Origin of the sequence: Shinella kummerowiae (assembly GCF_009827055.1) — a bacterium.
Lineage (GTDB): Bacteria > Pseudomonadota > Alphaproteobacteria > Rhizobiales > Rhizobiaceae > Shinella > Shinella kummerowiae.
In genome coordinates this window covers 322,035-334,922 of the sequence record NZ_WUMK01000003.1, presented here as the reverse complement: position 1 = coordinate 334,922, position 12,888 = coordinate 322,035, and the positions used below count along the sequence as shown (strand labels likewise).

The following is a 12,888-nucleotide window of genomic DNA, read 5'->3' as shown; positions in this document are numbered from 1 at the left end:
CGAAGACAGGAATTCATCGGCAGGGAAGGCGCCTGGAGTGCAGCCGAATTTCCGAGTGCTGCACCGAGGAATCCGTTGCGAGCGACGAAAGCGCCTCGTAAAAGATTGCTGCCCGGAATGAGTGAAGAGGACAGACAGCATGAGTGTGAACCAGGACCTGACGATCGCCGACCTCAAGGAACGGGCGCGCCGCCGCGTGCCGAAAATGTTCTTCGAATATGCGGATTCGGGCGCCTGGACCGAGGGTACCTATCGGGCCAACGAAGAGGACTTCCACAAGATCAAGCTGCGCCAGCGCGTGCTCGTCGACATGACCAACCGCTCGCTGGAAAGCGAGATGATCGGCGAGAAGGTGTCGATGCCGGTCGCCATCGCGCCGACCGGCTTCACCGGCATGCAGCATGCCGATGGCGAAATGCTGGCCGCCCAGGCGGCCGAAGAATTCGGCGTGCCCTTCACGCTCTCGACGATGAGCATCTGCTCGATCGAGGATGTGCGTTCGGTCACCTCAAAACCCTTCTGGTTCCAGCTCTACGTGATGCAGGACAGGGATTTTGTCCTCAATCTCATCGACCGCGCCAAGGCGGCGGGCTGCTCGGCGCTGGTGCTGACGCTCGACCTGCAGATTCTCGGCCAGCGTCACAAGGACCTGCGCAACGGCCTGTCCGCTCCGCCGCGCTTCACGCCGAAACATCTCTGGCAGATGGCGACGCGGCCCTTCTGGTGCCTCGACATGCTCGGCACCAAACGCCGCACCTTCGGCAATATCGTCGGCCACGCCAAGGGTGTCGGGGATCTGTCCTCGCTCTCCTCCTGGACCTCGGAACAATTCGATCCGCAGCTTTCCTGGAAAGATATCGAGTGGATCCGTGACCGCTGGGGCGGCAAGCTGATCCTCAAGGGCATTCTCGACGAGGAAGATGCGCGCATGTCGCTCGACAGCGGCGCAGATGCGATCATTGTCTCCAATCATGGCGGCCGCCAGCTCGATGGCGCGGCTTCCTCGATCAGTATGCTGCCGCGCATCGTCGATGCCGTCGGTGACAGGATGGAGGTCCACCTCGATGGCGGCATTCGCTCCGGCCAGGATGTGCTGAAGGCGCTCTGCTATGGCGCGAAGGGCACCTATATTGGCCGCCCCTTCCTGTACGGCCTCGGCGCCGGCGGCAAGGCTGGTGTGCGCCGGACGCTGGAGATCATCCGCAAGGAGCTCGATGTCACCATGGCGCTCTGCGGCGAGCGCGACGTGAAGAACCTGTCGCGTAACAATCTCCACAAGGATATCTGAAGGCGCTTCAGGCGCCTTCAAAACCCTGCAGGACATTCACCGCGTTGACGCCGAGCGCGTCTACCGCGTAGCCGCCCTCCATGACGAACAGCGTCGGCAGGCCGAAATCAGCGATGCGGCGGCCGATCGTCAGGAAATGCTCGCTCTCCAGTTTGAACTGGGAGATCGGGTCGTCCTTGAAGGTATCGACACCGAGCGAGACGACGAGGGCGCTGGGAGCATAAGCGCCGATCTGTGCATGTGCATCTTCGAAGGCCGCCAGCCATTCCGGCCAGGCGGTGCCGGCAGGCAGCGGATAGTTGAGATTGTAGCCTTCGCCCTCGCCGGCGCCGCGTTCGCGGGCATAGCCGAGGTGGAAGGGGAATTCGAAATCCGGATCGCCGTGCAGGCTGGCAAGCAGAACGTCGTCGCGATCGTAGAAGATTTCCTGCGTGCCATTGCCGTGGTGATAGTCCACGTCGAAAATCGCGACACGGTCGTGCCCATTGTCCAGGAAGCGCTGGGCGGCGATAGCCGCGTTGTTGAGGTAGCAATAGCCGCCGAAGAAGTCGCGGCCGGCATGGTGGCCGGGCGGACGGCAGAGCGAGAAGGCAGCCTTTTCACCCGCCAGCACCGCGTCGGCGCCGGCAAGCGCCGTATCGGCGGCGCGTTTGGCAGCCTGCCATGTCGTCTCGGTGATCGAGCCGGCCATGTCGAAGGAATAGTAGGAGAGGCGCGCGTCCAGCCCGGACGGCGGGGCATCGATCATCGGCATCGAGCGATGCCGCCAGCTATAGGGCCAGACCTCGCCATCGCGGCCGGCGGCGCGCCATTCGGCAAAGACCGTTTCCAGAAAGTCCAGATAATCCGGCGTGTGGATGCGTTCGATCGCAGCGCGCGGGTAGGACGGCGGTTCGACCACCGGGCCGAGCCCGGCCTGGTTGACCCGCGCAAGCACGATTTCGGCGCGCTCCGGCTTCTCGAAGGTTTCGACAATACGGCCGAAGGAAAGCTCCATGCCGCTGTGATGCAGGTGATGATCGGCGGTGTAGAAGGTCTTCATTGTATCCGCCCGGTCAGACGACTTCGCCGTAAAGCGTGCGTTCGAGTGCCGTCACTTCGTTGGCAAACCGCCGGTATTCGGCGCGCTTGAGCGCGAGGAAGACGTGGTGCAGCCGCTCGCCGAGTGCCTCCTTGAGGAAGGCGGAGCGGGTTGCCGTTTCGATGGCGCTGCGCCAGTCCGGCGGCAGCTCGTCGCCCGCATTCTCGGCATAGGTCGTGGTTTCCGGGCCGGGATCGGCTTTCTCCTGAATGCCCTTGCGCATGCCGGCAAGCACTGTCGCGCCGACGAGATAGGGGTTGGAATCGATGCCGGCCGCGCGCTGTTCGAGATGGCGGCCAGCCGGGGCGCCGGCGGGAATACGCACGGCGACGCTGCGATTGTTGGTGCCCCAGGTCGGCGTGGTCGGGGCATAGCTTTGGGCCGAAAAGCGGCGCCAGGAATTGAAGTGCGGGGCGAAGACGAGCATGGATTCTTGCATCGTCTCCAGCAGCCCGGCAACAGCCTGTTTCAAGAGGGGCGACAGCGTCTCGTCGCGATCGGCGAAGAGGTTGTTGCCCGCCGCATCGGCGAGGCTGGCATGCACATGCATGCCGGATCCGGCGCGGCCGGCAAACGGCTTGGCCATGAAACAGGCCATCATGCCGTGACGCACGGCAAGGCTGCGGATGAGGCGCTTCAGCATGGTGATATCGTCGGCGGCTCGCAACGCACTGCCATGGCGCAATGTGAGCTCGAACTGGCCCTGGGCATATTCCGAGATCATGGTTTCGACGGGAAGGCCCTGCGCTTCCGCGCCGCGATAGACGGCATCGATGAAGGGCTCCAACCGGTCGAGTTCGGTCACGCCATAGACCTGAATGCCATCCGGCCGTTCGCCGGACAGTGGCAGGCGCAGCGGCTGGAAATTGCCGTCCGCGGTGCGCTCGCGGTCGAGCAGGTAGAATTCCAGCTCATAGGCGAGCACCGGATGGTGGCCATCGGCTTCGAGCAGCTGGACCTGGCGGGCAAGCGCGTGACGGGGGTCGGCAGCCATGGGCGTGCCGTCCAGTTCGAAGAGGGCGAGGCGCAGTTCGCCGCGTGGCGGCGAGGTCCAGGGCAGGGGCACCAGCGAGCCAGCAATTGGCCAGGCGCGTCGGTCGGCATCGCCGTCCGACCAGACGAGACCGGTTTCCTCGACATCCTCGCCGGTAACGTCGAGGCCGAGGATCGAGCCGGGCAGGTGGCGGCCGGAGCGGAAGATCGGCAGCAGTTCATGCCGCCGGATGATCTTTCCGCGCGTGATGCCGTTGAGATCGATCAGCACGAGATCGAAGGCCGTGATCTCCGGATGGGCGGCAAGAAAGGCGTCCGCCTCGGACGGATCGGCGGCCTCCGGCGGGCGGGCGGCGAGGTCTCGGCTCACGCGGCGGCCCTCCGTTCCACAAGGCGACCAAGCACGGCCGCAAAGGCATCGACAAGACCATCCGCCTGCTTTTCCGAAAGCGCTGGGCTGACGAGGACCATGTTGTGGAACGGCGTCAGCAGGTAGCCGAGATTCAGCATGGAAAGATGCAGCGCGGCCTCGATCGTGTCGGAGGCGGCAGCGCGGGCTTCCGCCGCGTTGCGCACCGGCACCGGCGAGAAGACGACTTCCAGCCGGGCGCCGACGCGCGAGACCGTCCAGTCGAGGCCGGCGGCGGCGATCGCGGCCTTGAAACCGGCTTCGATCCGGTCGGCATTGGCCTGCATCTTGCGGTAGGCGTCCTCGGTCATGACGTGTTCCAGGCACGCACGCAGGCAGGCGAGTTGCAGCGCGCTGCCCGAAAGCGTCGTGCCGATGCCCGAATGGCCATGGCCGCTCTGCTCGCGGCGGATGACATGCAGCTTGTCCGAAATCGCCTGCGTCATGCCCCAGACACTGACCGGAACGCCACCGCCGATCGGCTTGCCCATGACGATCAGGTCCGGTTCCAGGGCGTGCACCCTGCTGTAGCCTCCAAGACCGGTCGAGATGGTGTGCGTCTCGTCGATGAGTAGCAGCGTGCCGGCCCGGCGCGTCAGGCGGCGCAGCGCATCGTGGAAGCCCGGCTCGGGTGGGATCATGCCGCAATTCGTCATGACGGGCTCGGCGAGAACGCAGGCAATGTCGTGCGCGGCAAGCGCGTTTTCCAACGCGGCTTCATCATTGAAGGGAATGGAAACAGTCAGTTCGCCGAGATCGCGCACCTGGCCAAGCAGGTTGCGACGCGAAATCGTCTTGCCATCGACGAGGTCGACGAGCGTGTCATCCACGGCGCCATGATAGCAGCCATCAAAGACAAGCAGCTTTGCCCGTCCCGTGACGGCGCGCGCCACGCGAATGGCGAAGCGGTTTGCGTCGCTGGCGGTCGCGCCAAGCTGCCATCGCGGCAGGCCGAAGCGTTCGACGAGAAGGCGGCCGACGATCTGCGCGTCGGAGGAGGGCAGCATGGTGGTGAGGCCGCGTGTTCCTGCATTCTTGAGGGCTTCGAGAACGGGGGCCGGGCCATGGCCGAACATCGCGCCGGTATCCCCGAGGCAGACATCGACGATGCGGTTGCCGTCGATATCGACGAGTTCGACACCGCTCGCCTGGTCGATCACGACGGGAAAGGGGGTCGGCCAGTCGAGCATCCAATGTTGCGGCACGCCGTCGAAGAAACCTGATGCGGCCTCGTCATGCGCTGCCGCGCAACGCGGCCGTTTTGCACGAAAAATCTCCGCTTCCGCGTCGATAAGCGCGTGGGCACGCGCCTCCAGTTCCGCCCTCTTCATCCCGTTCTCCAGCAGGCCATTCAGTAAATGTGATCACATATTGGTTGATGTGATTTCAAGTGTCAAACGACAAGATGGTTACAGCGAGCCGACGAAGCGCAACCAATCGTGCACGGAGGTGGCCGATTGTTTTTCGGCAGGGCCAAGGGAGAGAGGGCCGCGATCGCCCATGTCGCGTACCTCGCTCGGGCTCATGCCGAACTGGTGGCGGAATGCGCGGGAGAAGGCGGAAATATCGGCGAAGCCGCAGGCATAGGCGACCTCTCCGACGCCGCGCTTTCGGTCGTTGGCCAGCATGTCGAAGGCGGCGCGAAGCCGGCGGGTGCGGATATAGTCCGTCACGCCGCCAATCGGTTCGAACAGGCGGTACAGTGAGGCGCGCGACAAGCCGAACATCTTGCAGAGATGGTCCGGGCCAAGGTCCGTCGTGGCAATATGCTGCTCGATGTAGCGGCGGATTTCCATGATGACGGCGCCACGCACCGCGGGACTCGGCTGCTGGCGCTCGGCGATCGCCGGCGCGACGAGGTTCGTGACGAGATTCGCGGTGGCGGTGACGATCGTCGGCGCCTCGGCCTGCGTGATATCGGGCAGGTCCTCGAAAAGCGCGCACAGATGGCTGCCGATCAGCCGGGCGGTGCTGGTCGATCGCTTGAAGAGCAGGCCATGCAGGGCATCGTTCTGCACATCCGTGCCGAACAGCAGGTGGCGCGGCAACACCAGCGTGAGGTTGCGGCAATGTTGCGTCTCGGTATGCAGGGGGCGTGTCAGGTCGAAGATGGAAACATCGCCCGCTTCAACTTGCATCGTCACCCCGTTGACGGTCCGCAGATCGCTGCCGTCAAGGGTCCGCTGCACGAGGATGAGGTCCAGTCCGCTTCGGGCGATGCGGGCGGAGTCGCGGGAAAACGTATAGGTGGTGCCCAGCATGTCGGCGACGAAAAACAGGGCCGGCCCCATGAAATAGGTGGAAAGGGCGGCGCGAAAATCGTCAATGCGTTCCGGTGTAGCGATGGTCGTACGGAAGACCGGATCAAGCGTCTCGGCAAAGAGTTGGCTCGCCCGACGGCAATCCGCGCCCGGTGCGGCGGATATCGAGTTGGTCGGCAATTTGGCGGCAGGGCTCATTGCATCTCACGACCGGCGAACAACAGGCGACATGACCTATCAAGGAATAGGTACGGGCGAAGGTTCCTGAAAATTCGTCGCGGTCTCGGGTTTGCCGTTTGGCACGGTGTCTCATTCTTTTGGCTTACCGTCTCATATTGCGCATTCGGGTTAGTATTACAATTGACAGTTTCGGCAGGCTGCAACCCCATGGAAAAAATGGGGCCATTTGGACCCGCGGTGCCGAGATAAGAACAAAACAAAGCGCGCCGCTCCGGATTGGGGAAGTGCAGACATGGACCAGCATACGTTTGAAGACAGCTCGGTGGCGTTTCGCGTGCCGCCGTTCGAATTTCTTGGCGCGCCCGGATTTGCGCAGACCCGGGATCGGCTGATTGCCGGCAAGCTCGCCCTCTATGAAGGCAATCATCTGTTCAACCGGCTGATCCTGGAGGAGGGGCGCTTTCTCTGTTACCTCGCCGCCTTGTCGCTTCATGCCGGGCAGGACATGGCGCAGCCATCCACATGGCTGACACTCGGGCGCCTGCAGCGCGAAGTGACCGAGCTGGGTGTCGCGAGCCGCAACCGTGTCGAGGCGCAGGTTTCTTGCCTACGCAAATACGGGTTTCTGACACAGCAACCCCATGCCTCGGACCGGCGTGTGCGGCTGCTGGTGCCGAGCGCTACCCTTCTGGCTCGCGATGCCGGCATCCTCGGACTCCTCGTGACGGCGGTATCGGATTTTGGTCGGTCCCCTATCGGGAAACATAACGGCCCGCTTCCGGCTGACCTGCATCGTGCCATGCGGCGCGCGACGTTGGCGCACCTCCCGGGACTGAGCCGGCTTATCCGCCGGCATTTGCTGCTTGCCCCGTTCTTCGCGCACGACTGCGGCTACATGATCCTGCTGCTTCTGTTGCGCGATGCGCGGGAAAGCGGCGACAGCATGTTTCCCACCGGATATCAGCGGCTTGCCACGCAAACCGGCGTTTCACGCACCCATATCCGCCGAATCATCGAGGCCGCGCGCGACGCCGGTCTGCTGACCACGGCGACGCGCGGCGGTCATGATATATGCCTGACGTCATCGATGTGGCATGCCGCCGACCGCTGGTTTGCAGACAATATGGCCCTGACGGACCTGTTGCTGCACGAGGCGACGACCCGCCCTGCGGGCGCGGCCGACTGACCGTCAAGACGCAGAGCCTGCCGCGGCGAGAAGGATCGAAAGACCGACATGCGTCAGGTGATGCAGCGTCTGGTCCACGCCGAGGAGCCACCAGAAGGCCGATTGCCGGGGCGTGAGTTTCTGGCGCCGCGTGGCAAGGCTCTTCAAGCGGTCGATTGTGCCATGCACCAGAGCGTCGACAAGGCCGAGCCAGACCAGCGATGGCGACACGATGAGGAAGAGGGCGGCGGTCAGTGCCCCATGCAGGCCCGCATGGGCTGCAAGCGGCAGGAACCAGCCGTCCGGCTGTTCCTTGCCCACCACCATCCAGTCCGTCTGGAGCAGAAAATCCGCCAGGAAGTGTTTGGCGAGGAACGCCACCAGGGCGGCGGCGATCCACGCGGTCGAGATCTGGTCCGGTATGTCGATCATTCCACTCCCGTCTGCCTGGCGGCAGGGCAGGCGGCCTAGTGGCCACCTGCCTCGATGATGCCCTTGGTCAGACTGCCCGTCGCCGGATAGAGCGGGATCAGGCAGGCCTGGAGCGCATGATAGATGTCGCCCTTGCCGGCGAAAAGGGTGTAACTCGGCACGAGATCCTCTGTGAGTTCCTCATGCCAGCCGCCACGCTCCTGATCCAGGAAATGGCGGGCGATGGAATCCCAGATCTTGCGATACCAGATCTCGTGGAAATCGCTCGGCAGATGTTCGGCAAGGAAAGCCGCCGCGCCGACGCCCTCGGCCATCGGCCACCACAGCTTGTTGCGCTTTGCCGGTGCGTCGTCCCAATCGAGCGTATAGAAGAACCCGCCCTTTTCCTTGTCCCAGCCGAGCGCGATGGACTGCGCGAAGAGTGCCTTGGCCGCTTCCGGCATCCAGGCGTGTTTCTTGCCGCCGAGGGCATAGAGCTGAAGGATGAGGCGCGCCCATTCCAGCCAATGGCCGGGTGTGGTGCCGGAGGGGCGGAACATCTCGTTGCCGCGATATTCCTTGTCGAGAACCCAGTTCTCGTCGAAATGCTCGGGCACGCGAAAGCCGTTTTCGCCCGCGTGGCGGCGGATGACGAGTTCGGCAACGCTTGTCGCCTTGTCGAGATAGGTCTTTTCGCCGGTCGCTTCGAAAGCCGCCATCAGCGCTTCCGTCAGATGCATGTTGGAATTTTGCCCGCGGTAGCCGGCAACCGGCGTCCAATCCGCTTCGAATTCTTCCGCAATCGCGCCGTGTTTGTCCTCCCAGAAGCGCTTTTTCAGCACGTCGGCGACATCGGCGATCATGCGATCGGCATCGGGGTGGCCGGCAAGCTTGGCGCTCGACGCAGCGAGCAACACGAAGGCGTGGCCATAGCCCTGTTTGCTGGAATCGAGAAGGCCGGAATTGTCGAGCGACCAATGGTAGCCGCCGCGCTCCTGGTCACGATGCTTTTCCCAGAGATATTTCATGCCGTGGTCGACGATGTCGTCCGAGCCGGGGCGGCCGAGCAGGCTGCCGATGGAAAAGCAATGCACCATGCGGGCCGTGGAGTGGATGCCGCGCACCGGATTGCCGGGGTTGAGGGGACGTCCCTCTGCGTCCAGTTCATGGAAGCCGCCGAGCGGATTGAAAGCCCGGTTCTGGAAGAAATCGAAAAGGCGGTTTGCTTCCCGCCAGAGCCATTGACGGTGATAGTCGCGCTTGCGCCACGCCGTACCGAGATGTCCCGTTGCGCCCATGATGCGTTCTCCTTTTTGATCGGTCCGCATTGTTGTGCCCGATGCCGGAGCCTTGCCGGAGCGCGGGGGGATTTGCCGTGGCGTGGGGATCACGCACGGCCCGCAACGCTCGCAATGACGGCTGGCCTCGACAGGTGGGGAGGGAGTTATGGCCCAGAACGAGAAGGGCCGCAACCCGGCGCGGGATGTCGCGGGCCGACTTGATCGGTTGGCCCGGAGGTTCGCTACCGAAGGGTATGATCTGCTTCTCGTCGGGATCGTCAGACAGAGGCCCGTGCTGCCGCGACGGCATCGCTGGCAACCCGCGCGATTTCCTCCGCCGCCTGCGTTGCGCCGGCCGCTTTGTGCATCGTCGCCGCATTGGACTTCAGCCGCACATGCATCGCCTCGTCGCCGAGCAGGCCCTCTATCGCTGCGGCAAGGTCGGCGTCGCTCCAGTCGTAGCGGCCAAGCCGTTGTCCGACGGCGGTCTCGGCGGCGCGGGCGGCGTTGTCGTGGCCGTCCCAGCAATAGGGCATGATGAGCGAAGGAACGCCGTAGTAGAGCGCTTCGCAGAAGGAGTTGTTGCCGCCATGGTGGATGAAGAGGCTCGCCTGTTCGACCACCGAGGGCTGCGGGAACCAGCTGTCGATGAAGACATTGTCCGGGACCTCGCGGTACTCCTCGCGCCAGTGGCCGGCATTGACGAGGAAGCGGTAGGGAAGCGTCGCGAAGACCCCAATCATGCGCTTCATCATGGTGACGTCCATCGCGCCGAGCGAGCCGAAACTGGTCAGCACCAGCGGTGCCTCATTGTGACTGGCAAAACGCGGCGGCGTATAGGGCGCTTCATGGCGCACGCAGCCATCGAGGAAGACGAACGTCGCTGGATCGAGTTTCTGGCGGCGCTCGTGCCGAATGATGGCCGGTGCAAGCAGAAGGTTCAGCCAGGGCGATGGATCGAGGAAATTCGGAGACGCTGGCGCCTTGAGGCCGCATTCGGCGAGGAAGCCCGTGAAACGCTTGTGCGCCGGCGCCACCGTCTTTTCATAGCGTACCGCGAAGTTCGACCATGCCGCGCGCGCGTCAACACCACAGCCTGAGAGATAGGGCGGGACGTTTTCGTCCGGGATTTCCGTCTCGGCGCAGGAAACGACGCGGATCCACGGCACGCCGGCATTGGCGATGGCCGGGAACATCACGACGTTGTCGAGCACGATGGCGTCCGGCTTCAGCCGGCCGAGAAGCTGGCGCAGCGGCTCTTCCACGCGCATCGCTGTGTCGACGATCGCCTCCCAGGTCGGGCCGACGTAGCTGTCGAGCTGGGCGAGTGGTGCCTGACGAAAGGCATCCTGATGGCGTTCGATGAAGTCGTTCCAGTCTGTCGGCGCGGCATCGGTGTCGGTTAGCTGATATTCGGCAAAACCGTATTCGGCAAAGACGCCGCTGAAGCCCGGATGGCAGATGAAGACCGGGCGGTGACCAAGGCCGCGCAATTCCTGGGCGATGCCGACGCAGTTCAGCGCCGCGCCGTAGCTGGCTTCCGGAAACAGGGCGATGGTCTTTGCAGGCGCCATGGGGGTTAACGCACGACAAGCTTGAAGGTGGGAGGAACGCCGCGGCCGGCGAGCCGGGGGCGCTGCGATTGGGAGAGCTGTATATGCACACGCATCAGATCGGCGGCAAGCTCCATCTGGCCGCGCTCGATCTGCTCGAGGATCTGGATATGTTCGAGGTTCGACTGCATCAACCGGAAGGCGTTGACATGGCCGGCCGGCGGGCTTGCGCGGCGGCGGCGGTGGTGGTTGGTCAGCGCTTCGGCCATGAACGGATTGCCGCAGGAGCGCGCGATCAGGAGGTGGAAATCGAAGTCCGTACGGTCGAAGAGTTTGCGGTCGAACGTCGCCTCGCTCATGCCGCGCAGGATCAGCATGGATTGGCGCAGCGCCGTCATGGCTGGAACGTCGCGCTTGAAGTCGGGCAGGGTCAGCGCGAGCGGCTCTGTGGCAAGACGGAATTCGTAGCTCTTCGCCGCGGCGTCGCCGCTGATTGCAAAGTGTTTCAGCAGCCATTGCTGGCCGGCGCCGCGCTCGGCAAGATTCTCCTCCGCCAGTTTCATCAGAGCATTTTGTACCGCCTGGCGGGAGACGTCGTAGCGGCGCTGAAGCGCGGCAATGGTCTGGCTCTCGGCGATGCGCCCGGCGGATAGGTCGCGCAAGATCGCTGCATAGATTTCGTTCTCACCGTCTCCATCCGCCGTGTCCTCGAGTCGTGCCGTGGCGACCGGATCGACCGCGAGAAGATAGCCGCCCTCGGCATCGGCGGTCACTAAGCCCCGTTCTGCAAGTATCTGCAAAGCCTTGCGGATCGGCGTTCTGGAGACATTGCAGAGCGAGGCGAGGGCCTGTTCGGCCAGCCGTTCGCCCGGCGCCATGCCGCGCTCGCCGGCGGCGTCGAGTATTTTTTGCGCCAGTTCAACATGGCGAAAGTGGGTGCGTTTCGGCTCCGGGGTCATCTGCTGCTTTTGCCCTCCATCGCCGTATATGCTGCCCTTTGAGCCATCGTTTCGCAAGTCCGGAAAAGCGGTTTTGCGCTTGGTGCACAAAAATGGCGAAAGCCTATTGACGTATTTTTTTTCTAAATAATACTGCCATGCGACAGGGAATGAGACCGGAGAACCGGCGCGCCCTTCAAAGAGGTTGGAACAATCGAAACAAGGGAGTCTTCCGTGAACGCGAAGAACCGACTGACTGCGACCTGTGCGGGCGCGGCACTTGTTGCTGCATGCCTTGCATCGGGCGCGGCCTCCGCCGCCGATCTCGTCATCTCGAACTGGGATGGCTACATGGCCCCTGATATCGCGGAGCAATTCAAGGCAGCGACGGGGCTGGAGATCGAGGTGGTCAACCACGCCACCAACGAAGAGGTGATGGGCAAGCTGATGGCGAGCGGCGGCAAGGGCTACGACGTCGTTTTCGTCTCCTCGCCCTTTGCTGAGATTCTGAACGGGCAGGGGCTTGCCGAGCCGATCGACAAGGCCGCCGTGCCGAACCTCGCCAATCTCTACCCGGAAGCGACGACGCTCGCCTACGATCCGGGCAACGCCTTCTCCGTTCCCTATACCTGGGGCACGACGGGCCTTTGTTACCGCGCCGACCTCGTGGAAGCCACGCCCGACAGCTGGATGACCCTGTTGCAGCCGCCAGACAAGCTGAAGGGCAAGACCACCATGCTCGCCACCGACCGCTGGCTGATGGCGGCGGGTGAACTGGCCAAGGGCTTTTCGGTCAACGAGAAGGATCCGGCGAAGCTGGACGAGGTGAAGAACCTGCTGATCGAGGCGAAGAAAACCCTGCTCGCCTATGACGATACCACCTTCTATTCCAAGCTCGTTTCGGCGGAAGCCTCATTGGTGCAGGCCTGGGACGGATGGTGCAACTACGGCATTACCGAAAACAAGGACATCAAGTTCGTCGTGCCGAAGGAGGGCTCCGACCTCTGGATCGACACGATCGTCGTGATGAAGAGCTCGGAAAACAAGGACGCGGCGATGAAGTTCATCAACTTCATCCTCGACGCCAAGAACCATGCCTGGGCGGCGCAGAACATCCTCTACAAGGTGCCGAACAAGGCGGCGATGGAAAGCCTCGACAAGGCTTTGGCCGAGCAATATCCGAACATGGCCATGGCGCCGGCGGACCTCGTCAAATACGAGCTGTTGCGTGATCTCGGCACCGCGCAAAAAGACTATTCGCGCATCGTGAGCGAGATCAAAGCCGCGAACTGACGGCCCGCGTCTGCCGTGGCGGTTCGCGCCGCCTCG

The 12,888-nt window shown here is 63.4% G+C and carries 11 protein-coding genes; 3 read left to right on the top strand and 8 right to left on the bottom strand.

The window, feature by feature from the left end; genetic code table 11:
• Positions 1-145: 145 nt before the first annotated feature.
• The gene (locus GR138_RS09390; RefSeq protein ID WP_338091067.1) at positions 146-1,288 is read left to right on the top strand and encodes an alpha-hydroxy acid oxidase; all 1,143 of its coding nucleotides are present in this window, start codon (positions 146-148) and stop codon (positions 1,286-1,288) included.
• A 7-nt stretch (positions 1,289-1,295) separates the two neighbouring features.
• Here GR138_RS09390 and GR138_RS09385 read toward each other — a convergent pair whose 3' ends face one another.
• The 4 genes from GR138_RS09385 to GR138_RS09370 all read right to left on the bottom strand — a co-directional run bounded on the left by GR138_RS09385 (position 1,296) and on the right by GR138_RS09370 (position 6,230).
• Positions 1,296-2,330: a histone deacetylase family protein gene (locus tag GR138_RS09385; RefSeq protein ID WP_160858679.1), complete on the bottom strand. Its 1,035-nt coding sequence runs from the start codon at positions 2,328-2,330 to the stop codon at positions 1,296-1,298.
• 13 nt (positions 2,331-2,343) lie between these two features.
• A complete protein-coding gene (locus GR138_RS09380; protein WP_160858677.1) occupies positions 2,344-3,732 on the bottom strand; it encodes a type I glutamate--ammonia ligase in 1,389 nt (462 codons plus the stop codon).
• On the bottom strand, positions 3,729-5,102 hold the full coding sequence (locus GR138_RS09375) for a transaminase (protein ID WP_160858675.1): 1,374 nt from the start codon (positions 5,100-5,102) through the stop codon (positions 3,729-3,731). Before GR138_RS09375 ends, GR138_RS09380 begins: the two co-directional genes overlap by 4 nt.
• Positions 5,103-5,180: 78 nt before the next feature.
• On the bottom strand, positions 5,181-6,230 hold the full coding sequence (locus GR138_RS09370; protein WP_160858673.1) for a helix-turn-helix domain-containing protein: 1,050 nt from the start codon (positions 6,228-6,230) through the stop codon (positions 5,181-5,183).
• A gap of 274 nt (positions 6,231-6,504) precedes the next feature.
• On the opposite strand from GR138_RS09370, the gene GR138_RS09365 reads away from it, so the two are divergent.
• Entirely contained in the window at positions 6,505-7,398 is an 894-nt protein-coding gene (locus GR138_RS09365; protein WP_160858671.1) for a helix-turn-helix domain-containing protein, read from the top strand.
• Positions 7,399-7,401: 3 nt separating this feature from the next.
• Here GR138_RS09365 and GR138_RS09360 read toward each other — a convergent pair whose 3' ends face one another.
• From GR138_RS09360 to GR138_RS09345, 4 genes are all read right to left on the bottom strand, one after another.
• Positions 7,402-7,809, bottom strand: a complete 408-nt coding sequence (locus tag GR138_RS09360) for a DUF3307 domain-containing protein (protein ID WP_160858669.1) — start codon at positions 7,807-7,809, stop codon at positions 7,402-7,404.
• 35 nt (positions 7,810-7,844) lie between these two features.
• On the bottom strand, positions 7,845-9,089 hold the full coding sequence (locus tag GR138_RS09355; RefSeq protein ID WP_338091066.1) for an AGE family epimerase/isomerase: 1,245 nt from the start codon (positions 9,087-9,089) through the stop codon (positions 7,845-7,847).
• 257 nt (positions 9,090-9,346) lie between these two features.
• On the bottom strand, positions 9,347-10,642 hold the full coding sequence (locus tag GR138_RS09350; RefSeq protein WP_160858665.1) for a glycosyltransferase: 1,296 nt from the start codon (positions 10,640-10,642) through the stop codon (positions 9,347-9,349).
• A 5-nt stretch (positions 10,643-10,647) separates the two neighbouring features.
• The gene (locus GR138_RS09345; RefSeq protein WP_160858663.1) at positions 10,648-11,580 is read right to left on the bottom strand and encodes a GntR family transcriptional regulator; all 933 of its coding nucleotides are present in this window, start codon (positions 11,578-11,580) and stop codon (positions 10,648-10,650) included.
• 213 nt (positions 11,581-11,793) lie between these two features.
• Between GR138_RS09345 and GR138_RS09340 the strand changes: the two genes are divergently transcribed.
• Positions 11,794-12,852 carry a polyamine ABC transporter substrate-binding protein gene (locus tag GR138_RS09340; RefSeq protein WP_338091057.1) on the top strand — a complete coding sequence of 353 codons (1,059 nt, stop codon included), beginning with the start codon at positions 11,794-11,796 and terminating at the stop codon, positions 12,850-12,852.
• Positions 12,853-12,888 lie beyond the last annotated feature (36 nt).

Bases quoted from the DNA above. Each gene is read 5' to 3' on its own strand.
- GR138_RS09385 (WP_160858679.1), bottom strand. From the start codon at position 2,330: ATGAAGACCTTCTACACCGCCGATCATCACCTGCATCACAGCGGCATG.
- GR138_RS09375 (WP_160858675.1), bottom strand. From the start codon at position 5,102: ATGAAGAGGGCGGAACTGGAGGCGCGTGCCCACGCGCTTATCGACGCG.
- GR138_RS09370 (WP_160858673.1), bottom strand. From the start codon at position 6,230: ATGAGCCCTGCCGCCAAATTGCCGACCAACTCGATATCCGCCGCACCG.
- GR138_RS09365 (WP_160858671.1), top strand. From the start codon at position 6,505: ATGGACCAGCATACGTTTGAAGACAGCTCGGTGGCGTTTCGCGTGCCG.
- GR138_RS09360 (WP_160858669.1), bottom strand. From the start codon at position 7,809: ATGATCGACATACCGGACCAGATCTCGACCGCGTGGATCGCCGCCGCC.
- GR138_RS09350 (WP_160858665.1), bottom strand. From the start codon at position 10,642: ATGGCGCCTGCAAAGACCATCGCCCTGTTTCCGGAAGCCAGCTACGGC.
- GR138_RS09345 (WP_160858663.1), bottom strand. From the start codon at position 11,580: ATGACCCCGGAGCCGAAACGCACCCACTTTCGCCATGTTGAACTGGCG.